General features: G+C 56.8%; 24 protein-coding genes and 1 tRNA gene. 11 read left to right on the forward strand and 14 right to left on the reverse strand.

Features of this window, described 5'->3' with window-relative positions; all coding sequences use genetic code 11:
• Window positions 1-387: 387 nt before the first annotated feature.
• Window positions 388-477, reverse strand: a tRNA-Ser gene (locus ACR0NW_RS02675).
• Between the two features lie 199 nt (window positions 478-676).
• On the opposite strand from ACR0NW_RS02675, the gene ACR0NW_RS02680 reads away from it, so the two are divergent.
• The 8 genes from ACR0NW_RS02680 to ACR0NW_RS02715 all read left to right on the forward strand — a co-directional run bounded on the left by ACR0NW_RS02680 (window position 677) and on the right by ACR0NW_RS02715 (window position 8,157).
• Window positions 677-1,834, forward strand: coding sequence for an SPOR domain-containing protein (locus ACR0NW_RS02680; protein WP_480448993.1), 1,158 nt, complete (start codon window positions 677-679; stop codon window positions 1,832-1,834).
• Window positions 1,835-1,848: 14 nt separating this feature from the next.
• Window positions 1,849-3,015 carry a D-alanyl-D-alanine carboxypeptidase family protein gene (locus ACR0NW_RS02685; protein WP_480448991.1) on the forward strand — a complete coding sequence of 389 codons (1,167 nt, stop codon included), beginning with the start codon at window positions 1,849-1,851 and terminating at the stop codon, window positions 3,013-3,015.
• Window positions 3,012-3,638, forward strand: a complete 627-nt coding sequence (gene tmk / locus ACR0NW_RS02690; protein ID WP_480448989.1) for a dTMP kinase — start codon at window positions 3,012-3,014, stop codon at window positions 3,636-3,638. The genes ACR0NW_RS02685 and tmk overlap by 4 nt, the downstream gene beginning before the upstream one ends.
• Window positions 3,639-3,644: 6 nt before the next feature.
• Window positions 3,645-4,766: a DNA polymerase III subunit delta' gene (locus ACR0NW_RS02695; RefSeq protein WP_480448987.1), complete on the forward strand. Its 1,122-nt coding sequence runs from the start codon at window positions 3,645-3,647 to the stop codon at window positions 4,764-4,766.
• On the forward strand, window positions 4,763-5,578 hold the full coding sequence (locus ACR0NW_RS02700) for a TatD family hydrolase (RefSeq protein ID WP_480448985.1): 816 nt from the start codon (window positions 4,763-4,765) through the stop codon (window positions 5,576-5,578). Before ACR0NW_RS02695 ends, ACR0NW_RS02700 begins: the two co-directional genes overlap by 4 nt.
• Window positions 5,575-6,375: an MBL fold metallo-hydrolase gene (locus ACR0NW_RS02705; protein WP_480448983.1), complete on the forward strand. Its 801-nt coding sequence runs from the start codon at window positions 5,575-5,577 to the stop codon at window positions 6,373-6,375. The genes ACR0NW_RS02700 and ACR0NW_RS02705 overlap by 4 nt, the downstream gene beginning before the upstream one ends.
• Before the next feature lie 62 nt (window positions 6,376-6,437).
• Entirely contained in the window at window positions 6,438-7,373 is a 936-nt protein-coding gene (locus ACR0NW_RS02710) for an AEC family transporter (protein WP_480448981.1), read from the forward strand.
• Between the two features lie 76 nt (window positions 7,374-7,449).
• A complete protein-coding gene (locus tag ACR0NW_RS02715) occupies window positions 7,450-8,157 on the forward strand; it encodes a CbiX/SirB N-terminal domain-containing protein (RefSeq protein WP_480448979.1) in 708 nt (235 codons plus the stop codon).
• 83 nt (window positions 8,158-8,240) lie between these two features.
• Here ACR0NW_RS02715 and ACR0NW_RS02720 read toward each other — a convergent pair whose 3' ends face one another.
• The 6 genes from ACR0NW_RS02720 to ACR0NW_RS02745 form a co-directional block, all read right to left on the reverse strand.
• On the reverse strand, window positions 8,241-9,635 hold the full coding sequence (locus ACR0NW_RS02720; RefSeq protein ID WP_480448977.1) for a peptidoglycan-binding domain-containing protein: 1,395 nt from the start codon (window positions 9,633-9,635) through the stop codon (window positions 8,241-8,243).
• Window positions 9,636-9,773: 138 nt separating this feature from the next.
• On the reverse strand, window positions 9,774-10,841 hold the full coding sequence (locus tag ACR0NW_RS02725; RefSeq protein WP_480448975.1) for a diguanylate cyclase domain-containing protein: 1,068 nt from the start codon (window positions 10,839-10,841) through the stop codon (window positions 9,774-9,776).
• Window positions 10,838-11,425 carry a heme NO-binding domain-containing protein gene (locus ACR0NW_RS02730; protein ID WP_480448973.1) on the reverse strand — a complete coding sequence of 196 codons (588 nt, stop codon included), beginning with the start codon at window positions 11,423-11,425 and terminating at the stop codon, window positions 10,838-10,840. The genes ACR0NW_RS02725 and ACR0NW_RS02730 overlap by 4 nt, the downstream gene beginning before the upstream one ends.
• 142 nt (window positions 11,426-11,567) lie before the next feature.
• Entirely contained in the window at window positions 11,568-13,127 is a 1,560-nt protein-coding gene (locus ACR0NW_RS02735; protein ID WP_480448972.1) for a trimethylamine methyltransferase family protein, read from the reverse strand.
• Window positions 13,128-13,244: 117 nt separating this feature from the next.
• Complete coding sequence (locus ACR0NW_RS02740; RefSeq protein ID WP_480448970.1) at window positions 13,245-13,937, reverse strand: HAD family hydrolase; 693 nt, start codon at window positions 13,935-13,937, stop codon at window positions 13,245-13,247.
• 21 nt (window positions 13,938-13,958) lie between these two features.
• Window positions 13,959-14,243, reverse strand: coding sequence for a DUF3572 domain-containing protein (locus ACR0NW_RS02745; protein WP_170650660.1), 285 nt, complete (start codon window positions 14,241-14,243; stop codon window positions 13,959-13,961).
• Window positions 14,244-14,332: 89 nt separating this feature from the next.
• On the opposite strand from ACR0NW_RS02745, the gene ACR0NW_RS02750 reads away from it, so the two are divergent.
• The gene (locus ACR0NW_RS02750; protein ID WP_480448968.1) at window positions 14,333-15,244 is read left to right on the forward strand and encodes a response regulator; all 912 of its coding nucleotides are present in this window, start codon (window positions 14,333-14,335) and stop codon (window positions 15,242-15,244) included.
• A 39-nt stretch (window positions 15,245-15,283) separates the two neighbouring features.
• Here the strand turns inward: ACR0NW_RS02750 and ACR0NW_RS02755 are convergent, their stop codons facing one another.
• Genes ACR0NW_RS02755 through ACR0NW_RS02770 form a run of 4 tightly spaced genes read right to left on the reverse strand, consistent with a single transcriptional unit; the run spans window position 15,284 to window position 17,188 of the window.
• A complete protein-coding gene (locus ACR0NW_RS02755; RefSeq protein WP_480448966.1) occupies window positions 15,284-15,757 on the reverse strand; it encodes a periplasmic heavy metal sensor in 474 nt (157 codons plus the stop codon).
• Window positions 15,754-16,107 (reverse strand): hypothetical protein, encoded by a 354-nt coding sequence (locus ACR0NW_RS02760; RefSeq protein WP_480448964.1) that lies wholly within the window; start codon window positions 16,105-16,107, stop codon window positions 15,754-15,756. Before ACR0NW_RS02760 ends, ACR0NW_RS02755 begins: the two co-directional genes overlap by 4 nt.
• A complete protein-coding gene (locus ACR0NW_RS02765) occupies window positions 16,100-16,714 on the reverse strand; it encodes an RNA polymerase sigma factor (RefSeq protein ID WP_480448962.1) in 615 nt (204 codons plus the stop codon). Before ACR0NW_RS02765 ends, ACR0NW_RS02760 begins: the two co-directional genes overlap by 8 nt.
• A gap of 6 nt (window positions 16,715-16,720) precedes the next feature.
• Window positions 16,721-17,188 (reverse strand): EF-hand domain-containing protein, encoded by a 468-nt coding sequence (locus ACR0NW_RS02770; RefSeq protein ID WP_480448960.1) that lies wholly within the window; start codon window positions 17,186-17,188, stop codon window positions 16,721-16,723.
• Between the two features lie 232 nt (window positions 17,189-17,420).
• Between ACR0NW_RS02770 and ACR0NW_RS02775 the strand changes: the two genes are divergently transcribed.
• Together ACR0NW_RS02775 and ACR0NW_RS02780 are read left to right on the forward strand one after the other, a co-directional pair.
• The gene (locus ACR0NW_RS02775) at window positions 17,421-17,819 is read left to right on the forward strand and encodes a DUF983 domain-containing protein (RefSeq protein WP_480448958.1); all 399 of its coding nucleotides are present in this window, start codon (window positions 17,421-17,423) and stop codon (window positions 17,817-17,819) included.
• A 25-nt stretch (window positions 17,820-17,844) separates the two neighbouring features.
• On the forward strand, window positions 17,845-18,546 hold the full coding sequence (locus ACR0NW_RS02780) for an NUDIX hydrolase (RefSeq protein ID WP_480448956.1): 702 nt from the start codon (window positions 17,845-17,847) through the stop codon (window positions 18,544-18,546).
• A gap of 44 nt (window positions 18,547-18,590) precedes the next feature.
• Here ACR0NW_RS02780 and ACR0NW_RS02785 read toward each other — a convergent pair whose 3' ends face one another.
• Genes ACR0NW_RS02785 through ACR0NW_RS02795 form a run of 3 tightly spaced genes read right to left on the reverse strand, consistent with a single transcriptional unit; the run spans window position 18,591 to window position 21,794 of the window.
• Window positions 18,591-20,258 (reverse strand): ribonuclease J, encoded by a 1,668-nt coding sequence (locus ACR0NW_RS02785; protein WP_480448954.1) that lies wholly within the window; start codon window positions 20,256-20,258, stop codon window positions 18,591-18,593.
• Window positions 20,255-21,034: a type III pantothenate kinase gene (locus ACR0NW_RS02790; RefSeq protein ID WP_170650669.1), complete on the reverse strand. Its 780-nt coding sequence runs from the start codon at window positions 21,032-21,034 to the stop codon at window positions 20,255-20,257. Before ACR0NW_RS02790 ends, ACR0NW_RS02785 begins: the two co-directional genes overlap by 4 nt.
• A gap of 10 nt (window positions 21,035-21,044) precedes the next feature.
• On the reverse strand, window positions 21,045-21,794 hold the full coding sequence (locus ACR0NW_RS02795) for a biotin--[acetyl-CoA-carboxylase] ligase (RefSeq protein WP_480448952.1): 750 nt from the start codon (window positions 21,792-21,794) through the stop codon (window positions 21,045-21,047).
• Between the last annotated feature and the right edge of the window lie 3 nt (window positions 21,795-21,797).

The raw sequence follows: 21,797 nt of genomic DNA on the forward strand, positions 1-21,797 counted from the left end.
ATCGGGCTGAACAGAAGCGTCAGTTCAGCTTCTGACACATTCAGATCGGGCCTCATAGATACACGGTTCGCTGCCCTGATCCGCGGAGTAATTCCCTGTTCCACCTTTTAGGGAACTTGCAACGTAAGTCTCTGAAAAACATACAGTTCTGACAGAAGGATTGACAGATTCCGGACCTTCATTACGAAAATTCCCTGTAAAGTGCTCGTTATCAGGGAAATCCCGCCCAAGCCGACCCCGCCATATGGCGGCACTGAGACTGCGGCCTGAATTGCGCTCGGAGTGTACGGTCTGTTCCATCTTTGATTGACAGCGCACACCACAACGCGCGGGAGTTTCGGCACAATTCCGGATCAGAAAACACAACTGAAGTGAAACCGGTATGAGTGGCGGGGAGACAGGGATTCGAACCCTGGGGACGCTCTCACGCCCAACGGTTTTCAAGACCGCCGCATTCGACCACTCTGCCACCTCCCCGACGCAGGCAGGGTCTAAGGCCAAGTCTGTCCGGTGGCAAGCCTAAAGAGGGAAATCTTGCCGAGGAAAAAGCAGCGGGCTTTCCATAGTCAAACGCCCACGTTATGATCCGGTCAAAGACCGTAAGAGGCTGGTTGCAGAACCTGCCGACCGACGGCTGGGCAGGAAAAATGGCCCGTATCAGGCAAGGGATGACAAAATGAAGCGAGCGACAGAGACACGCGTGGGGTCGTTCAGGCTGACAGTTGTGGCAGTGGCAATTCTTGCATTGGCAGGTTGTGAGGAAGGGGCAGGTTCCGCCTTCGGTACGTCCAAAGGAACAGAGACCCCGACATCTCAGCCTAATGCAAAAAAGTCCGCAGATCGCGATGTCGAGGCACCCGAAGTTTTTGAACTGACCGAGGCGGGTCTTTGGGATGGCCGCCCGTCTTTGGGCGGCATTTGGGTTGCTCATCCGGATGTAACCGACCCCGAGCGGGTTACCATTCGGAACACATCCAACGGCAAATCCACTGTCGGGGCACTGTTCCGGCGCGAACGCGACCTACCCGGCCCACGATTGCAGGTGTCTTCGGGGGCCGCAGAAAAGCTGGGAATGCTGGCGGGCGCACCTACCAGCATCCATGTTGTCGCGCTGCGTCGGGAAACCGTAGAAGAAACACCTGAACCGGCCAAGGAAACACCATCCACCGAGGAAGCAGCTGACACAGATACGGTCACTGAAGCTTCGGCCTCCGCTGTGTCGAACGAGCCGAATGCAGAAGAATCTGAAGTAGAAAAACCAGCCAAACGGAAGTGGTGGCAGAAGAAAGAGCCGGACAGTGCCGTTGTGGCGGGTACAGCTGTGGCTGCAACGGCAGCAGCTAACGCGGCAACTGCGGAGGCCGACGAACCTGCAAAGACGGTCATCGAAGCAGCGGACGCTCCCTTGGAACCGGCATCAGCTACAGAGCAACCGGTGAAAAAGAAAAAGTGGTGGCAAAAAGATACCAAGGGCGAGATAACCGAAACAAAGCTTGACCCCATTGCCGGTGCGGCAGCCGCGATCGAAGCCTCGGACCCATCTGTTCAGCCCACTGAAACAGCGGCTAGTACATCTGCAAGCGCATCAAAAACGTCGTCTTTGTCCAAACCGTATGTTCAGGTCGGCACATTCAACGTCGAGGCCAACGCGAACGCGGCTGCGGACAAGGTACGCAAAGCAGGCCTGCCGGCAGAGGTCCTTCCGCTGTCCAACGACGACAAGACAATCTGGCGCGTGCTTGCTGGCCCGGCTCAGAACCGGGCGGAGCGCAACGAGATTCGTGCCAAAATGGCAGAAATCGGGTTTGCCGACGCCTATGTTGTGAAGAACTAATAAGGAGGTCTCAAATGCTGTCCTCGCTGCGAAAAACTGCTCTGGCCGCCGGCTTTGCGCTTCTCGCGCTTCCCGTTCAAGCCTTCGACACATCGGCCCGGGCTGCTTATGTTCTGGATCAGACAACCGGTACGGTTTTACTGTCAAAGGATGCGGACCAGCCACTGCCGCCGGCGTCGATGTCCAAGTTGATGACGTTGTACGTGGCGTTCGAAGCGTTGCGCGACGGACGCCTGACATTGGACGAAAAGCTACCAGTTTCCGAACACGCGATGAGTTATGGCGGCTCAACCATGTTCCTGAACACTCAGGACCGGGTTCGTGTCGAGGATCTGCTGCGCGGCATCATTGTTCTGTCAGGCAATGACGCATGTGTCGTGATCGCCGAAGCGCTGAGCCCCGACGGCACCGAAGCCGGATTTGCCCGCTACATGACGCAACGCGCACAGCAGATGGGGATGAACAACTCCAACTTCGCGAATTCCAATGGCTGGCCTGCCGCTGGTCACATGATGTCCGTTCACGATCTGGCCATACTGGCGGACCACCTGATTGCCGATTTCCCCGAATACTATCCGCTCTTTGCCGAAGAGGAGTTCGCGTTTGATGGCCGTGCACCGTCCAATGCCCGCAACCGGAACCCGTTGCTAAAGCTGGATATAGGCGCGGACGGACTAAAAACCGGCCACACCAACGAAGCCGGATATGGGTTGGTCGGATCGGCCAAGCAAGGCGACCGCAGGGTTATCTTTGTTTTGTCAGGATTGGACAGCACCGCCCGCCGCGCAGAGGAGGCTGAGGCCGTGGTTAACTGGTCGTTTCGAAATTTTGTCGAGAAGACCGTCGCAACCGAAGAAACCCCAATTGCCCAAGCGGAAATCTGGATGGGTGCCCAACAATCGGTAGGCTTGGTTCCGGAACAGGATTTGAACCTTTTGTTTCCGGTCCTTGGCGCCAAAGACATAGAAGCCGAGGTGGTCTATCAGGGTCCGATTAACGCCCCGGTAACCAGGGGTCAGCAGCTGGCGGAACTGGTAATCAAACCCGAAGGATTGCCTGAAATCCGTCGTCCGCTGGTTGCGGCTGAAGATGTCGCACTTGGCGGATTTGTCGTAAGAATGATGACTGTTGCGGGTATTGTGCTGAAAGACGTAATCAACCGCCCGCTGGAGGCCATGTGACAAAGCCCGGACTGTTTCTGACGTTCGAAGGCATCGACGGTTCAGGAAAATCAACGCAGGCGCGGCGTTTGGCCGATCATTTGCAATCCCTCGGTCGAGACGTGATCCTGACCCGAGAGCCCGGAGGCTCTCCGGGTGCCGAGGAGATTCGGCGTCTTGTGCTCGAAGGCGATCCTGACCGCTGGTCGGCCGAGACCGAGTTGCTGCTGTTCACCGCGGCTCGCCGCGACCATCTGGAACGGACGATCGAACCCGCATTGGCTGAGGGAAAAGTGGTGATCTGTGATCGGTTTGCCGACAGCACCCGCATGTATCAGGGGCTTTCACGCGGAGATTTGAGGGGTGTGGTCGATCAGTTGCATTCCCTGATGATCGGGCGGGAACCGGATTTGACGCTGCTCATCGACATGGACCCGGATACCGGCCTTTCACGTGCGAAGGGGCGGCAAGGGGCCGAAGAACGGTTCGAGGATTTCGGCCCGGACCTGCAGCGTCAGATGCGCGCCGGTTTCCTGTCGCTGGCCCAGGAGTTTTCTGATCGGTTCAGGGTCGTTGATGGCAACCGTAACATGGACAGCGTTGCCGCTGATGTGACAGATATCGTGATGCAGGAATTGCGATAGACACGGATGAGTGACGAAACCCCAACCCCGGATCAGGCGCCCGGCGCGCCCCACCCACGTGAAACCCCCAGGTTGTTCGGTCAGGACGCCGCAGAACAGGCGTTTTTGACCGCGTACAATTCGAACCGTTTGCATCACGGATGGCTTTTGACCGGCCCGCGTGGCGTAGGAAAGGCCACACTGGCATGGCGCATTGCCGGGTTTTTGCTGGCGACTCCTCCCGCCGAAGAAGATGGGTTGTTCGGTTCGCCTCCATCGCCCACGTCACTTGGTGTCGCCTCTGACCATCCTGTCCTGAGCCGGATGTTGGCCGGCGCTGAACCCGGTCTGGCTGCCATTACCCGCTCACTCAATGATCAGGGAAAGCTACGGAATGAAATCGTCGTGGACGATATCCGTAAACTCGGGCGGTTTTTCGGCTTATCCTCTGCGGATGGCGGCCGAAGGGTCGTCATTGTTGACGCTGCAGATGAGATGAATGTCAGTGCCGCCAACGCTCTGCTGAAAATGCTTGAGGAACCTCCGGCACGAACAACGCTTTTGCTGGTATCACACCAACCCTCACGACTTTTGCCAACCATCAGGTCGCGCTGCCGAACCTTGCGGTTGTCGCCTTTGAGTACAGATGACATGCAGGCTGCTCTGGCGCAAACGGGTACGCAAACTCCTCAAAATACCGATCATCTGAATGCGCTCGCTGCGGGGTCTGTAGGTGATGCGATCCGATTGCTCAATCTGGGCGGGTTGGAAATTTATGCCGAACTTATCGCCATTCTGGGCTCCCTGCCCCGTCTTGACCGCCAGCGCGCACTGGCATTGGCCGAGGCATCGGCGCAACGTGGCGCCGCGGACCGTTTCGAACTGTTGCTGACCCTAATTGATGTGCTCTTGTCCCGACTGGCCGTTACGGGTGCCGTAGGAACCCCACCACTGCCTGAGGCCGCCGAAAACGAAGCTGCAACGCTGGCCCGCCTCTCAGCTTCGCCCCAACAAGCCCGCCAATGGGCCGAGGTGGCCGCCCTTATCACAGCACGTGTGCGCCATGGGCAGTCGGTGAACCTTGACCCTGCGGCGCTGGTCCTAGATACGATGTTCAAGTTACAGGAAACCGCCGGTCAGAGCAGATGAGCGACAGCACAACCACTCCGGAAATCACCGATAGCCATTGCCATCTGGATTTTCCGGATTTCGAGGGCCAGTTGGACGATATCGTTACCCGCGCCGCCAATGCAGGCGTGACGCGCATGGTGACGATTTGCACTCGCTTGCGCAACGAATCGACGGTTCGCGCCATCGCCGAAACCCATGAGCCAGTTTTCTACGCTGCCGGAACTCACCCGATGAGCGCGGCTGATGAACCCATGGCAACCGTCGAAGAACTGGTTGCACTGGCCCGCCATCCGAAATTCGTGGGGATCGGAGAAACCGGGCTGGATTATTACTACACCAGCGACAGCGCAGAAACGCAAAAGCAGTCGCTGCGTATACATATAGAAGCCGCCCAACGTACGGACCTGCCGTTGATCATCCACTCCAGAGCGGCCGACGAGGATATGGCCCGCATTCTGGCAGACGAATATCGCAACGCGCCGTACTCCTGCGTGATGCACTGTTTCTCGTCCTCGGCTGAATTGGCCAAAGCCGCCTTGGAACTTGGTTTCTACTTGTCCATGTCAGGCATCGCGGCTTTCCCCAAAAGCCAGGAACTGCGCGATATCTTTGCAGCCGCACCGATTGATCGCATTCTGGTCGAAACCGACGCGCCGTATCTGGCGCCACCGCCCTTTCGCGGCAAGCGAAACGAACCGGCTTATACCGCGCATACGGCACGCAAAGGGGCCGAGGTGTTTGGTATGGAGTATGCTGAGTTTGCGTCCCGCACTCAGGCCAATTTCGACCGGCTTTTCAATAAGGCCGCAACCTACAAGGTCGCCGCATGACCGGAGAGTTGCGTTGCACCATACTCGGCTGCGGCTCGTCGGGCGGTGTGCCGCGACTGGGCGGGCATTGGGGGGATTGCGATCCCGAGAATCCTAGAAATACCCGCCGCCGCTGCTCGATGCTGGTCGAACGCGATGGCCCGGATGGGACAACAACAGTACTGATCGACACCACGCCCGACATGCGTAGCCAGTTGCTTGATGCAGATACCGGGCGTCTGGACGGCGTGGTTTATACCCATTCCCACGCAGACCACGTGCACGGTATCGACGACCTGCGCATGATCGTATTCAACATGCGCGCGCGTATTCCGGTCTGGGCGGATGGGGACACGCAAAACGCACTGCTAAGCCGGTTTGGCTATGCGTTTATCCAACCGGATGGGTCCCCGTATCCACCGATCCTTGACCTCAAGACGATTGATGGACCGTTCGAAGTGGATGGCCCCGGCGGCCCTATTCCTTTCCGGCCTTTCAAGGTCAATCACGGGTCGATCGATTCATTGGGCTTCCGGATGAATAACTTGGTGTACCTACCTGATGTTGCAGAACTTTATGACGCCTCTTGGGCAGAACTAAGGGATCTCGACTGCCTGATAATTGACGCATTGCGCCGCTCGCCCCATCCCACACATGCCCATCTCGAAAAAACGCTGGGCTGGATCGACGAATTGCAACCGAAACGTGCCGTTCTGACGAACATGCATATCGACCTCGATTATGTCACGGTCGATGCGGAAACCCCGGATCATATTACGCCTGCCTATGACGGCATGGTGATCCGTCATGGGCTGTAGGGCCTGACTCTGCTGCGGCAACTTCAGATACCCCCTCCCGTCAAATTTGACCGGGTGGCACCATGATACAAAGCCTGATCGACGTCATTTTGCCTGTCTTTCTTGTGATCGGTGCAGGCTATGGTGCAACCCGCACGGGGTATTTCAAAGAGGTCCACGTTGATGGGTTGATGAAGTTCACTCAGGGCTTCGCCATTCCCTGCCTTCTATTTCGTGCCATCGCAAATCTCGATCTCAGCACCAGCTTTGATCCACGCCTTCTGGCCAGCTTTTACACCGCAGCCGCCCTGTGCTTCCTTGCGGGCATGGCTGGGGCGCGGTTGATTTTTCGGCGGGATTGGGAAGACTGCGTTGCAATCGGGTTCTGTTGCCTGTTTTCAAATTCCGTCCTGTTGGGACTTCCCATTACCGAACGCGCCTACGGCCCCGACAACCTGACCGGCAATTATGCGATCATCGCCTTTCACTCGCCCTTTTGTTACGGCGTTGGCATCACGGTCATGGAGGTTATTCGGAATCGTGGCCACGGCGGCCGTCGCATGGTCCGATCTGTCCTGACCGCGATGTTCAAAAACGCTCTGATCATCGGCATCGGTCTGGGCTTCGTTGTAAATCTGTCAGGCATGTCACTGCCTGTCGTTGTAGATGACGCGCTTGGCCTGATAACGCGGGCGGCGCTACCCGGCGCCCTTTTCGCTCTTGGCGGTGTGCTTGTCCAATACCGGCCCGAAGGTGACCTTCGCACGATCGCATATGTGTGTGGCGTATCACTCTTGCTGCACCCAAGCCTTGTCTGGATCTTTGGCAAATCCGCCGGTCTGCCACAGGATCTTTTCCGCTCGGGGGTACTGAACGCCGCCATGGCACCCGGCTTTAACGCTTACATTTTTGCCAATATCTATGGGCGGGCCAAACGGGTGGCCGCGTCGTCGGTTCTTATTGGAACCGGGGTTTCAATCCTTTCAGTTTGGATGTGGCTTGCTGTCCTCGGACCGTAGATAGCCCTGTTCCAATCATTTATTGACATTGCCAAACCTTGCGACATCGTTCGACATACCCAACCCGGAGTCCGAAATGCCCCACGCGGTGATAGTTGCCCATGGTCAACCGTCCGATCCTGAAACGGCGGAAATCGCGCTGTCCGAATTCGCCAGAAAAGTGGGCGCAGCTGCCGGTGATGTGTCTGTTCATTCCGCTACTCTGGCAGCACCGGGACGGCTGGAAGAGGTGCTGACCACGCTGCCCAATGATACGGTGATATATCCACTTTTCATGGCCAAAGGCTGGTTTGTGACCGGCGCGTTGCCCAAGCGCCTCGGAGAGCGTACGTTGCGAATTCTTGACCCTCTGGGAATTGACCCCGCGCTGCCTGAACTTGTCGCGCAAACACTTCGCGAGGAATTGGATAGGTTGCACTGGGACTCAATTGAAACGACCCTTGTCATTGCGGCACATGGTTCTGGCCGAAGCAAGAACCCTTCGTCAGTCACCCGGGAGTTTGCAGCGGCGCTGAGCCACTATCTGGAGTTCAAGTCCGCTCGAATAGGGTTCGTAGAAGAGGCACCATCCATTTCTGAAGCAGCCCAGGATACCGGACCCAGTACACTCTGCCTGCCATTCTTTGCCTGCGCTGGTGGTCACGTCTCCGAAGATGTCCCAAATGAGTTGCAACTTGCAGATTTTTCAGGGGTTGTTTTGCCGACGCTCAGCGAGCTACCCCAAATCCCAAAGCACATTGCAACACAGCTAAGTCGTCATTTTGGTTGCTCCGACCACTCATGACCTACCAATCATACAATGGATCAAGGCCGCCTTTCGGCGGCCTTGACAATTAACCCAGCAGTTCGTCTTCGGATGCCGATAAATCAGTCCCCGGTCGAGGTTTGAAATACTGGAATGCTCGACGTTGACGCGCTGCCACCGGGCCCGGATGCAGCCTTGAGAACCGCAATGCGTTCCGGCGTTTGACCCGGAATGGCATTTCCGCTTTCCGCTGCGTTCAGCGCCAGTTGCATCCATTCCGACGCCTCAGCACCGGTTGCCTTGGTTGCGCCGATACCTTCGCGCAATTGATGGCTGACCAGTTCACCATATCCCTGCTCGCCCGCGGCGGTCAGCAATGCAGCCGAAGCCATCGCCATTTCTCCGTTATCGGTACGGTAGCCAACACCCAGGCAAATCTCGCCACCCGATATCAACTGGTTCATCGGCTGGCCGGATTGCTGCAGGAAAGTCGAAGTTGCGGCAATCACGCTATCCGCTGTTTCCGTAGAAATACCCTGAATGTAAGGGGATACCGCCTTGGTCAGCTGCTCGCACTGCTGTTCGATCTGCGGTGCCGTCATGTTGGGCACGCCTTCCTCCAGACGGTTGGCCTCTGCAATTGACTGGATGCGCGCCTGACAGAACTGCTGATTCAGTGCCAGTTCAGGATTGCTTTTGGCCAGTGCCTCAGGTGTTTCAGTATTCGACGCGGTCAGAATACTCGTATCATTGCACAGTTTCACGGCCGACGTTCCTGTCGGAGCAAACGCGAATGCGGGCAATTGGCCGCCAGTATCAGCACGTGCGGCAGTGGTCTGAACGCTGCCCTGATCTCCACCCACTTGTGGAAGGGCTGCAAGCTGACCCTGAGGCTGCGTCGAAGCAGGTGCAGTAGCCAGCGGTGTTGTTCCCCCTAATTGTGGCACTGTAGCCGACTGACCTTGCGGCTGTGCATAGGCTAGCTGGCCTTGCGAAGGCGGTGTCTGAGGCGTCACGATGCCCAGTTGTTCGTTCCTATAAGTCCGCAACAGCCCGGCCTGGCCCTGACTGGCGAGGATTTGATTGTACGGCGGCACATGTGCGCTGGCCAAAGCGCGCTGATAGGAATTCACCAGAAAAGCCCGCTCGTTGTCGTTCAGGTACCCGTCGGCCGGATATCCCATATCGGCCTGAAAGCGGGAAATGGCTGCGCGGCTGTTTCTGCCAAGCACACCATCGACACCTCCGACGTTGTAGCTAAAATAATTCAATGCCGTTTGTACTTCACGGTTTTGCTGGCGTTGTGCCGATGAAATGCCGGAAGAATAGCTTTTGGACGTGGATTGCCGCGTAGCCTGTTGCTTTCGCTGCTTGTTCTTGTGGACCTCATTCACGACCAGCCCACCAAGCAAGGCGCCCCCGATGAATGCTGCAGCCTCGTCGGCTTGTGTTTCTTCTGCGGGAATGGCGCAAAGACTTGCGGCGATGACGGTAGTACACATGTATTTTGCGAACATGATGAAACCTCACTTTATCCGGGTCAGGCAATGCCCTGGCCTAAAATATCCGAATGGACTCAATACACATCAATTCTGCCATATTTCGTGGGGCCGTGGCGAATCTATTCTTATGCTTTGGCCCTTCAATCTCGCAATTCACCCAGTCGTGTCTGGTGAATTCCGGCATATTTCCGCAGAGTGTTCACACTCCCCCGAAGTCACTACGCCCTCGAGATTCGGAGAAGTATGAACCGTATCAAAGAACCTATGGCAGGCCCTGCCGGTCCTTTTGGCTTCGTACAACGCCAGATCAGCCGCATTCAGTATTTCGTCTGCATCAGTTCTGGAGAACTGTGTGGAAAGCGCTGTTCCTATGCTGGCGGAAATCCGGCAATCATACCCTTCGAATGGGATCGGCCTTTGCAGCCGGTCTATGAGACGCCCGGCAATCCCTTCCAGTATTTGCCTGTCTGTCAGATTTTTGAAGATAAGAACAAACTCGTCTCCGCCGACCCGGGCAGCCGTATCGTCATTCCGAATCTCTTCGACCATTGCGCGTGCTACCTGCCGCAGCACGTGATCGCCTGCCGCATGCCCCAATCGGTCGTTCACCGATTTGAAAAAATCCAGATCAAGGTGCATGAGCGCAAATGGTGTCTGGGAGGCTGACAGATGATCAAGTATCTGATCGGCCGCACGACGGTTCTTGAGGCCGGTCAATGTGTCCGTAAAAGCCTGCTCTTCGGCGGCTAGCATGGCCCCCTGCAAGCGCTTGTTCAGAGTACGAGACGCTTCCATCGCTGCGGATTTTGCCTCGACCAGATAAAGAAGCTCGATTGCCAGATCAGTGCCTGAAAAATCGGCGCTGGTAAGTTCATAATCCCGAACCGCATCAAGGATCGATATCCCGAACGACAAATTGACGACGGCGCCTGATCCGGTTGGAATGGCCTCTATCACTCCTTTCAACGTTGTTCTTGGCTGATCCCGAAACCGCAGCTTGAGCTTGTTACCCGAAGAGGTCAAAAGCGCCTGAGCCGTCTTTACGTCCCTCGGGCGAAGTATCTCGAATAACTCAAGAAAATTTCGCCCAAGCATTGGCTGTGCCGGGCGCAGCTTTTGCAACGTTGGGCCTACTTTCTGAATTTCTCCACGTTCATCGAGCACCACGAACATTGGACAAAGTGTCGTCAGTAACCGTCCAAGATCATCGACCCCCATCATGTTGCCCGAGCCCCCAGATCAAAGTGGCGCCCCTTGGCAAATGTACTTTCTACCAGGGTTATCAAGATAACTTCCGCCCCATCCTGACTGTTGTCATGAGACAGTATTACCAATGCGCCGTAATCGTCAGCCATTGCACGCAAAACGCCGACCATCACGCTGGAAAATCCGGGCAAACCCCGGTGACACGTCAACTTGAATTCCGCCGAGCCCAATTCCGAAAGCTCCAGTGGTGGCAGTTTCAGGTCCGAAACCGCCAGTTGAGCGCGATCAGCCAGGTCATCCAGCGAATGCAGAAACTCGATGTAGGTGAGACCGCCGAACCTCAGGAGACGACGCAAACCTTCGGTACTTGGGTGAGAAACAAGGAAAGTACCAAGATCTTCAAGAACTTCCTCGCGGCTTCGCCTCAGCTCGGCACACAGTGCGTCCAGCACCCCGGAGGACACCTCATGGTCATAAACCAACATAGCTTCAAACTCGGCAAAGCCGATTTCCGCAGCCTCGGTCACACGCAACCATCGAGCTCTGCCGTAAGTCGAGCAGACAAAGGATTGAATTGCCTTGTTGATCAGCCCATGCATGGTTGGTTCCCGATTGCCACCATGCAAATGTTCATCCGGAAAAGCTTAACAAATTCCGAAAATCATCTCTGAGCAGGTCAATTTTCGAATTCCGGACGCCGGAATTTAACCCGACCGCCAAGGTAGCGGTCGGGACAAAGGATCAGAAGTCGGTCGGCGCGCCACCCTCGGATTTTCTGCGGGCAACAAAGTCGGCCAGTTCCTCACGGATCGCGTCGTCTATGGGCGGGGCTTCAAAGTTTCCAATGATCTCCTTGAACATGTGATGGGCACGTTCAGCGGTCCAGATTCCTCCCGCAACTTCCCAGCCTTCGTAGTTTTTCCAGTCACTCAGGAAAGGCTGATAGAAGGCCGTCGTATAACGGTCCTGAGTATGCTGAATGCCAAAGAAATGCCCGTCGTTGCCGACAGCCTTGATCGCATCGAGCGCGATTTCATCGGGTCCGGTGGCCGTGATTTCAGGCTGCATATACCTTTGAATCTGCTGAAGGATTTCGCAATCCATGATGAATTTCTCAGGGCTGGCGATCAGCCCGCCTTCAAGCCAGCCGGCGGCGTGATAGACCATGTTTGTACCGGATTGCACAGCGGCCCACAGAGAGTTCGATGTCTCCCACATTGCCTGCCCGTCTGGTACGTTCGCGGCGCAAACTCCTGAGGAACGCATTGGCAGACCGTAAAACCGGGCCATCTGACCGGTCATCTGGGTTGAGCGCATATATTCCGGAGTACCGAAGGCTGGTGCGCCGGACTTCATGTCGACATTGGACGTGAAAGTACCGATTACACAGGGAATTCCGGGCCGGACGTACTGAAAGAGTGCAATTGCGCACAAAGCTTCAGCCAGCGATTGCGCCACCGCACCCGCCATTGTCACAGGGGCCATGGCACCAGCCAAGGTGAATGGTGTCACCACAATGGCCTGACCGCGCCGCGCAAGCCGCAAACACCCGTCAATCATCGGGTGATCGTGCTTCAGCGGGGATGTCGAGTTGATGTTGGAATACATCCTCGGCGACGCCTCGAACTCTTCATGGGTCAGGCCACCAGCAATGCGAACCATCTCCATCACATCCTCGACCCGCTCTTTGCCAAGGCAATAGGCATGCATCGCTTTGTCGGTCAGGGTCAGTTTGTCATACAGCACATCCAGATGGCGGATGCTGGCATGGATATCCACCGGCTCAACCGGATAGCCGCCGGCGAAATGAATACAGTTGAAGTATTGTGTCAGCTTCAAAAGGTTGGCGCATTGCTCGCGAGTGCCGGGAACCTTTTTCCCAATCTCCATGTCCCAGTAATTCGGCGGCGAGGAAACATTGCCAAAAAGCATCGTCTTGCCGCCGATTTCGATCGTACGCTCGAGATTGCGGGGGGTGATCGTAAAGCTGCTGGGGGCCTTTCCAATCATTTCCATTACAAAGTCACGGCCCATACGCACGTTGTCGCCGTTGATGGTGCACCCCGCCTCGCGCAGAATACCGATCGCTTCCTCATTGTAGAATTCGATACCGATCTCTTCGAGGATGTGCATCGCTCCTTCGTGGATCGCTTCGATGCCCTCCGGACCCAGCGGCTCAACCGGCCTGTCAATGTTGACCGGCGGGTTCCAGGGCATCTGATCGATAACGGCCGCTCCCCTGCGGGAAGCGGCGCCAGCCCGACCACCGCTGCGGCGCTTGCGTGTCATATTGTCGGCCATGAGGTCCTCTTGTGTTTGCTTAACACAAGGAAGGACCAAAGCAGGTGCTTGTGGCCGCTCTGTCTGCGACAGCTTTTGTCGCTTTCCGCAGATGAAGTGCCGAAATTCCTGTTTAGGTCAGGCTGCCGTCAACCAGTCAGGAATGTGCCCAATATCCGGCAAGACTACATCAGCCAGCGGCGCGAGATCGTTTTCAACGGCAAGGCCCGTCAGTACGCCAACCGTTGTCATCCCGGCAGCTCGCCCGGCCTGCAGGTCATGGCGGCTATCCCCGACCATCGCGATACGCCCGGGTTCAACACCTACATGTGCAGCAAATGCCAGTAACTGACCCGGTCCGGGCTTTGCACCGTGGCCGCTGTCATATCCGGCAATAAAGTCGAAATATTCTTGTATTCCAACCGAACTCAGATGCGCCATGGCAGGCGCTTGCGCATCATTTGTTGCCACCCCTAGTTTTCTGCCCGAGTCTCTGAGGGAGGTCAGCAGGGGTGCCAGCGGAACGGCTTGTACCTGTGGGGCCAATGCCGCTTCATCGTTGATCATGTTGACCAGACCGGCATGTGTCATGCCCGGGACATGGGGCAGCAAAACGTGGGCAATCTCGTCGACCGGAGCAGCAATCACCACGCTGTCACTTGCGTATTCTCCGCGCGCCAAATCAAAACCGATTCTGGTTCCCAGCCATGCCGCATGCGCTTCATCCCCGCTGGCTGCTCGCAGCAGAAAGGAACGTCCAAATGCACTCCAAGTGGCTGAAAAGTCGAACAAAGTGCCATCTTTGTCGAATAAAATGGCTTCGATAGGCATCCCGCATCTCCGGTTTTCGTGTCAGGTCCAGTGCATATCCGACGCGCCGGACATGACTGCATGTGCCTGTGCCGGAAGTTCATAGGGCACAGAATTGGCGTCACAAAAGGCCACAACCCAGGAATCGTCAAGCATCAAGAATCCCAATACCGACGCGAGAAATTCAGATTCGTTGACACGTGCCCGTAATTCCGCTTCGGAAACGCCGGTTGAACCCAGAAAAACCGGCAGCAACTCATCATTGCTCACCAACCAACCGAGGATTCTCAGCGCCAGAGTTTCGGCGGCATCAGCGGAAATCGACATAAGCGGGCCCCGTAGCGTATTTTGGAAAGGGTTTGTTAACCAGAGTCATAAACACTTCGGCAATGCTTGCAAACCACGGCGCAAATTCAATGTCCGAACAGCAAACGATCCTTATCCTGGACGGGATTACGACTAACCGTATGATGCTGAAGGTGCAGCTAACTGCAGCTTGGTATAGGGTCGTTCAGGGCGAACGGATCGAAGGGTTGGGGGCGTTGCTACGGCGGGCACCGCCAGATCTGATCCTGTCGGCGCTGAATCTGCCCGACGGGACGGCCGCAGATGTCAAAAACCTGATCCGCTCAAACGAAATGCTGGCCGACGTTCCTATTGTTGCCCTATCACCTCACGGCGACAAGGACACGCGGTTACGGGCCTTGTCAGCCGGACTGGACGACATTCTCGTTCAGCCCTGCAGTGATAAACTCTTGCTGGCGCGTGTCCGCAGCCTTCTGCGTTCCCGTGCGGATACCAAGGACTTGCGCGAAACAGGGCGTCCACGATCAATCGGATTTGCCGAACCTGCTGGCGGCCTGATTTCTCCCGAACTCACTTCCCAAATTGTCGTTCTTACACAAAGGGTTGAAACCGGACATAAATGGGTGAGCAAACTGAAGCATGGCACCCGACATACGCTAACTCATCACTCCCTACAGGATTTTCTTGCCGACCTGCCCTCTCCCACACCTGACGCAGCTGTTATCGAATTGGGAACGGACCGTGCAGGGTTGAAAGTGTTGGCTGACCTTCGGTCTCACATCGCAACCCGTCACTCTGTGTTAATTGCAGTTTCAACCGAGGCAAACATTGAATTGGTCGCCGCAGCGTTGGATCGCGGCGCGGATGCAATCATGCAGGGACCGTTCTGCGAACACGAGCTTTCTTTGAGGCTGAATGCGCAACTCGGGAAGAAGTTAAAGAACGACAATTTGCGTGCATCATTGCGCCGGGGGATTGTAAATCTCCCCGGACCTGGCTGCACAACCGACACTATTGGTTGAGGTCACGGGGAGGCTTCTGCGATCCGCTGCGTGAGCGTCTTAATCCCGTTTTTTCCAATGGCGGTGACCCTTGGCCATGATCTCCTCCAAACGATCCGCGTAAGCTGACCTTTCCTCGTCTGACATTTCGGTCACACGCACCAGCCAAATTTGGTTCAGCGCCTTATGAACGTCTGCCCGCTCTTGCGCCTTGCTTTCAATGAGAACCTGTACTTCTTCGGCGTCGAAGGGCACGGAACGTAATGCCTGACTCAAAGCCTTTAGATCCTGAGACCGCCCGCGCGCGCCATGCTTGTGGCGATCTGCCAGGTCCGATCTGAACGCTTTGCGGTCCTGGTCCGGCAGTGCGCGGTACAATGCAGGCCCAAACCCTTGCGAGAACCGGACACCTCCACCATCCCTGAACCGAAGCGCAGTTCCGGCGATGACCCCCACCACCAGCAAATTGCAAGCCAGCGAAACCGCCAGCATCACCGGCATCCACCTGAACTTCTTTTTTCTTTCTTCACTCATTGCCCATCCTCCGAATAAACCTCATCCAGAGTGATATCCGCGATCACAAAGACGGTGTCCTGTGGCATCCACAGATTTGCGGGATCGGGTAAGAAACCCGGCGCCGCAAACCCGATCCAGACGCCGGCCGCACTGGCCGCTACCAACCCGCCAAGCCCCTGCCAGCCACCGATGGCGTCAAGTATGCGCCGCCTTAGCCGATGCGCTGGCGCTGGTTTGGGCTTCAAACGCTCCAACCGAACGGCTTCGGCATCGGTTATCATGCGAATGGCCAGATCGTCCGGCAGATGGTTCCGGTTTTGCCGTGCAGCTGCAAACAGGCGATCCAGTTCGGTGTCGTTCTCAGCCATTGTCATACCCCAGTTCTTCTCGGCGATCTGCAAGAATGCCGGTCAGAGCACGCTTGCCACGTGCCGTTAGACTTTCCACTGCCTCCACGGAAACATCCATGATTCCGGCGATTTCCGGATTTGGCAGTTCTTCGATGTGGCGCAGAATCACCGCCTGTCTTTGCCGATCCGGCAGTTGGGCCAACGCCTCCTCCAGCGCACCCATTCGTGCCGCTTCCTGCATTCGTTCGGCGGCGCTTGCGGTGGCGTCTTGCGGCTCTGGAACATTATCCAATGCCTCGGGGCGCTTCCTTCTCCGTATATCGACGCACAAATTCAATGTTACTCGGTATAGCCAGGTGGAAATCTTGGCCTGTCCCGGCCGCCAGTCCGGTGCCATCCGCCAAAGGCGCATCATCGCCTCTTGCGCGACATCCTCGGCTTCGGCACGGTTTCCCAGCATCCGCAATGCCACGGAATAAGTGCGAGGCCCCAGACGATCCGTCAGCAAACGCGCTGCAACACCATCTCCATTCGCGAATTGCTCCAGCAACTCGTCATCACCGGGCTCACTCGCGGCGGCGCTGCCGCCACGAGTTGTATCCGCTATGGAGATCAGATCCTCCATCCCGCATCAGTTCTTGTCAGCACCACCCTGGCCATGCTTCTTGCGATGTTTGCCCATTCTTTCGCGCGCGTCTGCATATTCCTGTTCCGATATGGTACCATTTCCGTCTGCATCAACACGATCAAACATCTTGTCGGCGCGGCGCGGTTTCGGCATTTCATCTTCGCTCAAAAACCCGTCATTGTTGGCGTCCCGACGTTCGAACATCTTTGCGACGCGGTCATTTACCTTTTTCTGCGCGGCCGCCTGCATTTCCTCGACACTCAGTTTACCGTCACCATCGGTATCCGCATCAGAAAACCGGCTGGCGCGATGCGCCTCCAGCTCTGCCTTTGTCACTTCGCCATTCCCGTCGGCGTCCAGTTCTTCAAAGGATGCCGGTGCCCCGCCCCGCGGTCCCATTGCCAATGCGCTAGTGCCGGTGAAGGCAACTGCGGAAAGAACGATTGCCGAAATAAAGCTCGAGTGTTTCATGGCGATTTCCCCAAATTGCGGCGACCCTGTGCCGCCGTTTCTACCTATTCAAACGCAGCACAGTCAGAATTCCGTCGCCATTTGGAAATATTTTTTTGCCAAAACCGGATCTATTGAAACTGACTCTGAAACCTCTATTTTCGCGGCATCACGACGCAACACCCCTGCAGGCTCATTCCCATCGCCAGCAAACATGTGCAATATCGCCCCATTCCAACGCACGAGTATCACTATGACAGATCACTCAATCGACGCATCGGCAACGGACGAGCGCCCCACATGGCCGGCCATCGTCAAAGGATTTCGTTGCAGGTGCCCGAACTGTGGCAAGGGAAAGCTGCTGCACAGCTACCTGAAGGTAAACGACGGGTGCGCACATTGTGGGCAGGAACTGTTCCACCATCGCGCGGATGATGGACCAGCATATCTGACAATCCTGATCGTTGGCCACCTTATGGCCCCCGCTCTGCACGTATCCTACGTTCACTGGCGACCCGAACCGCTTACGCTGTTTTTGATCTTTGCTCTTGGTTGCCTGGCGCTCTCCCTCTACCTTCTACCGAGGCTGAAGGGGGTGGTCGTCGCTTATCAATGGGCGCGCCGCATGCACGGGTTCGGAAAATCCGACTAACCCCTTTCAACAGGCAGGAGGGGAAATGAGCACAGACAAAACCGCAATTCGAAACGCCGCAACGGTGATCGTTCTACGTGATCGCATGACTGAACCGGCAATTCTGATGGGGCAACGCGGGGCGAAGGCTGCGTTCATGCCCAACAAATTTGTCTTTCCCGGTGGTGCGGTCGATGCGGCGGATGCAGATATTCCATTGGCCACGCCGCTTCCATCGGTTTGCTTCGACCGGCTTTCTGAAAAAGCCGAAGATGGGTTGCAAGACGCTTTGGCCGTCGCAGCAATCCGCGAGCTATGGGAGGAAACGGGGCTGATTTTAGGACGCCGTGGTTCATGGACCGGGGACATCCCCGAGGATTGGACCGGTTTTGCGGACATGGGTTATCAACCAGCCGCAAACGCCCTTCAGTTTGTGTTCCGGGCCCTGACGCCCCCCGGACGCCCACGGCGATTTGACGCTCGGTTTTTTCTGGTGGATGCGGATGAAATTAAGGGCGATCTTGACGATTTCGCCCGTGCCTCGGATGAGTTATCGCATCTGCAATGGATCAAACTCAGTGAAGCCCGAGAATTTGATCTTCCTTTCATTACCGAAGTCGTTCTGGCTGAGATTGGCGAGCGCGTGAAAGACCGCGCGCCGCCCCTGTCGGTCCCATTCTTCCTCAACAATGAAGAGGCCAGCCTGTTCCTGCGTCTCAGAGGTTATCCAATGCCAGAACTGGACTGACCGGACTGCCTGCGAGGATGTGGCGCACCAATTGGTGCGCCGCCTCATCGCATGCGACTGACAACCACCGTGACTTCGGGTTTCTTACCTATCTCGGCTTGCGAAGTCTGACGCGCGATCCGGCGCAGTTCCCCCTCAAGCTTGTCATCGTCACGCATCGTCTTGGCCCCGGCTCGCATAAGGAACTGGTTCAGATCTTCTTCCAGCACCTCGACCAATGCCGCGCGCGAAGAACCGGTTTCCGGCAGGCCGATCGTATCGCACCACGGCTCGCCAAGCGGCTCGTCCTCTTCATCCAGTATAACCGTTATGGTCACATGACCGTTCAAAGCCACTCGAATGCGATCCCGAACCACGCCGTCCATCGCACCGATTTTGACCGACCCGTCCAGATAGGTGCGTCCGGTTTCAACATATTCGGCAACGGTGGGCGAATTGCCGGACAGGTCCAGCATCATGCCGTTTACCGCCAGAATTCCGGCACGCCCGCCGCTTTCGGCAAGCTTCACGTGCTCTCGCAGATGGCGATGCTCGCCGTGCATCGGGATCACCATTTGCGGATTAATCAGTGCATGAACTTTTTCCAGATCAGGACGGTTCGCGTGACCTGAAACGTGATAGCGGCCGGAACTGTCGTCTACCACGTCCACGCCCTTTTCACTGAACTGGTTCATGATACGGATCACGCCGCGCTCGTTGCCCGGAATGGTCTTGGACGAAAACAGGAACAGATCGCCTTCTTTGACCTCCAGACCGCGATACTTTCCCCGGGCCAGTTGCGCGCTGGCAGCGCGTCGTTCGCCCTGACTGCCGGTTACGATCAACATGAGGTTTTGTCGCGGAAGGTCCACGGCCTCTTCCGCGCTGATGACACGCGGAAAGTCGGATAATATGCCCGTCTCAGTCGCCGCCTCGATCATTCGACGCATAGCGCGACCCAACAAAACAACAGACCGCCCTGCCCGTTCCCCAGCCTCGGCCAGAGTTTTCACGCGTGCGACATTGGAGGCAAAGGTCGTGGCGACAACCATTCCGGCTGCGCTTTCGACCAGTTTGACGATCTCCGGCCCAACCTCGGATTCTGAGCGTCCGGGATGGGTCGAGAACACATTCGTACTGTCGCAAACAAGTGCTTTGACACCCGGTTTCGCAACCTCGGCCCATAGCTCCGCGTCGAACGCTTCGCCCACCACTGGATCCGTATCCAGTTTGAAGTCACCGGTATGCACGATACGCCCGGCCGGAGTATCGATGACCAGACCAGCGCTTTCAGGGATTGAATGCGACACCGCCAGAAACCCAACAGTGAACGGCCCTGCGGAAACCTGTTCAGGCCAGCTGGAAACCGTGTGAACAGCCTCGGGCGGCTGGCCATGCTCTTCCATCTTACGCCGAGCGATATTGGCGGTGAAGGTGCGCGCATAGACCGGCACATTGAGTGCGTCATAGCAATGCGCCACTGCGCCTATGTGATCCTCGTGCGCGTGGGTGATGAAAATCGCCTCCAACCGATCGGCGTTTTCTTTCAACCATGTGACATCCGCGAATATCAGATCAACACCGGGCGAGGTGTCCATATCCGAGAATGCAACACCCAGATCCACAAGGATCAGCCTTTCTTTCCCGGGTTTGCCATAGCCGTATACATAGGCGTTCATGCCAATTTCGCCCGCGCCGCCAAGGGGCAGGTAAATCAATCTGTCACTGCTCATTCCGAGCCATTATCCTTGTTATAGCGATGAATCACGGTCAGCCCGTGCATCGTCAGATCGTCTTCGATTGCGTCGAAACCTACATCTGCCTGATCGAACAAGGGCGCAAGCCCCCCAGTTCCGACTACCTTCATTGGCATTCCATATTCGGCCTTGATACGGGAGATCAGCCCCTCGATCAGGCCCGAATGCCCCCAGTAGACGCCGGACTGAATACAGCCGACGGTGTTTGTTCCGATCACTTTTTCCGGGCGGGTGACGTCGATATGGGGCAAGGCCGCAGCCCCTTGATGCAACGCCTCAAGGCTGAGGTTCACGCCGGGGGCAATAATCCCACCGACATAAGCCCCGTCAGCGGCTACTACATCAAAGTTTGTCGCTGTACCGAAATCAACGACGACGATGTTTCCGCCGTGCCGGTCGAATGCCCCCGCTGCATTGGCCAGCCGGTCCGGCCCGGGATGGGTGCCTTCATCGACGCGCGGATTGACTGGCAACAGGCAGTCGGGCTTGCCTACCACTAGCGGGCGGCAGCCAAAGAACCGATCCGCAAATACGCGCAGGTTGAACACGACGCGTGGAACAGTTGATGCGATGATGACATCCGTGATCTGCGCGTCGATTCCGTAGTGCCGCACCAATGTCGAATACCAAGTAAAATAGGCATCTGCCGTCCGCGCATGATGGGTCGAAGTGCGCAGAGTGCACAGAAATTCCTCGCCGTCCCAGATCGAGAACACCGTATTGGTATTACCGCAGTCAATGGCCAGAAGCATTTGCGCCCCCTTAGAAATATATGTCCGCGGCGGGAATTCCGACGCGACCCTTGGCGGTGTTTAAGACAAGGTTGCCCTGCGCGTCCACCGTTTCGAACGTACCCACTGTTTCCGACGCCGCGGTGCGGGCGGTAATGATCTCTCCCAGACGGGCCGCACGGGCCAGCCACGCGGTTCGGATGGGCTCGAACCCATAAGTGTTGAACTGAACCTCGTAGCGGTCGTATGCGGCGGCCAGTTCGGTCAGAAAGTCCTCTGGCTCGACCTGCGCTCCGGTTTCGGACAACAACGAGACGGGGCGAACCGCGCCTGGTTCAACCGCGTCCACACTCGGGGCCTCGGTCAGGTTAACACCGATACCGATGGCCAGATGGGTGACGCCGTTGCCCTGCCCAGTGCTTTCCAACAGAATTCCCGCCAGTTTCCCGCCATTCAGCAGAACATCGTTGGGCCATTTCAGCGACAACCCCGCAGCACGCCCGGTTACCGCGACACAGGCATCGAACAACGCGAGTGCGGCCACAAAACTGCGCAGCGCCGCACGCTCAGGCGAGCCGTCCGGGGGCAAAAGCAATGTGGCTGCCAGATTGCCTTTGGGGTTCGCCCATGCGCGCCCGCGCCGCCCACGGGCGGCCGTCTGGTGGTGCGCCATAATCCACACCGGGCCTTGTGCAGAGGGCGCGATCCGGGCGGCTTCACTCAGGGTGCTGTCTACTTCCTGCAGGACATGCAGCCCATACCCCTGTGGCCAGTCACTCATGTC

The sequence above is a fragment of the Ruegeria sp. CF5 genome (assembly GCF_056537325.1).

What these genes read in the sequence shown, in the direction of transcription:
- ACR0NW_RS02755 (WP_480448966.1), bottom strand. Translation starts at nt 15,757, where the DNA reads ATGAGTGAAGAAAGAAAAAAGAAGTTCAGGTGGATGCCGGTGATGCTG.
- ACR0NW_RS02725 (WP_480448975.1), bottom strand. Translation starts at nt 10,841, where the DNA reads ATGATGGGGGTCGATGATCTTGGACGGTTACTGACGACACTTTGTCCA.
- ACR0NW_RS02730 (WP_480448973.1), bottom strand. Translation starts at nt 11,425, where the DNA reads ATGCATGGGCTGATCAACAAGGCAATTCAATCCTTTGTCTGCTCGACT.
- ACR0NW_RS02740 (WP_480448970.1), bottom strand. Translation starts at nt 13,937, where the DNA reads ATGCCTATCGAAGCCATTTTATTCGACAAAGATGGCACTTTGTTCGAC.
- ACR0NW_RS02785 (WP_480448954.1), bottom strand. Translation starts at nt 20,258, where the DNA reads ATGAGCAGTGACAGATTGATTTACCTGCCCCTTGGCGGCGCGGGCGAA.
- ACR0NW_RS02700 (WP_480448985.1), top strand. Translation starts at nt 4,763, where the DNA reads ATGAGCGACAGCACAACCACTCCGGAAATCACCGATAGCCATTGCCAT.
- ACR0NW_RS02770 (WP_480448960.1), bottom strand. Translation starts at nt 17,188, where the DNA reads ATGAAACACTCGAGCTTTATTTCGGCAATCGTTCTTTCCGCAGTTGCC.
- ACR0NW_RS02735 (WP_480448972.1), bottom strand. Translation starts at nt 13,127, where the DNA reads ATGGCCGACAATATGACACGCAAGCGCCGCAGCGGTGGTCGGGCTGGC.
- ACR0NW_RS02680 (WP_480448993.1), top strand. Translation starts at nt 677, where the DNA reads ATGAAGCGAGCGACAGAGACACGCGTGGGGTCGTTCAGGCTGACAGTT.
- ACR0NW_RS02790 (WP_170650669.1), bottom strand. Translation starts at nt 21,034, where the DNA reads ATGCTTCTGGCCATTGACTGCGGTAATACCAATACGGTGTTCTCGATC.
- ACR0NW_RS02685 (WP_480448991.1), top strand. Translation starts at nt 1,849, where the DNA reads ATGCTGTCCTCGCTGCGAAAAACTGCTCTGGCCGCCGGCTTTGCGCTT.
- ACR0NW_RS02780 (WP_480448956.1), top strand. Translation starts at nt 17,845, where the DNA reads ATGAGCACAGACAAAACCGCAATTCGAAACGCCGCAACGGTGATCGTT.
- ACR0NW_RS02720 (WP_480448977.1), bottom strand. Translation starts at nt 9,635, where the DNA reads ATGTTCGCAAAATACATGTGTACTACCGTCATCGCCGCAAGTCTTTGC.
- ACR0NW_RS02695 (WP_480448987.1), top strand. Translation starts at nt 3,645, where the DNA reads ATGAGTGACGAAACCCCAACCCCGGATCAGGCGCCCGGCGCGCCCCAC.
- ACR0NW_RS02775 (WP_480448958.1), top strand. Translation starts at nt 17,421, where the DNA reads ATGACAGATCACTCAATCGACGCATCGGCAACGGACGAGCGCCCCACA.
- ACR0NW_RS02765 (WP_480448962.1), bottom strand. Translation starts at nt 16,714, where the DNA reads ATGGAGGATCTGATCTCCATAGCGGATACAACTCGTGGCGGCAGCGCC.
- ACR0NW_RS02715 (WP_480448979.1), top strand. Translation starts at nt 7,450, where the DNA reads ATGCCCCACGCGGTGATAGTTGCCCATGGTCAACCGTCCGATCCTGAA.
- ACR0NW_RS02710 (WP_480448981.1), top strand. Translation starts at nt 6,438, where the DNA reads ATGATACAAAGCCTGATCGACGTCATTTTGCCTGTCTTTCTTGTGATC.
- ACR0NW_RS02760 (WP_480448964.1), bottom strand. Translation starts at nt 16,107, where the DNA reads ATGGCTGAGAACGACACCGAACTGGATCGCCTGTTTGCAGCTGCACGG.
- ACR0NW_RS02750 (WP_480448968.1), top strand. Translation starts at nt 14,333, where the DNA reads ATGTCCGAACAGCAAACGATCCTTATCCTGGACGGGATTACGACTAAC.
- ACR0NW_RS02745 (WP_170650660.1), bottom strand. Translation starts at nt 14,243, where the DNA reads ATGTCGATTTCCGCTGATGCCGCCGAAACTCTGGCGCTGAGAATCCTC.
- ACR0NW_RS02795 (WP_480448952.1), bottom strand. Translation starts at nt 21,794, where the DNA reads ATGAGTGACTGGCCACAGGGGTATGGGCTGCATGTCCTGCAGGAAGTA.
- ACR0NW_RS02705 (WP_480448983.1), top strand. Translation starts at nt 5,575, where the DNA reads ATGACCGGAGAGTTGCGTTGCACCATACTCGGCTGCGGCTCGTCGGGC.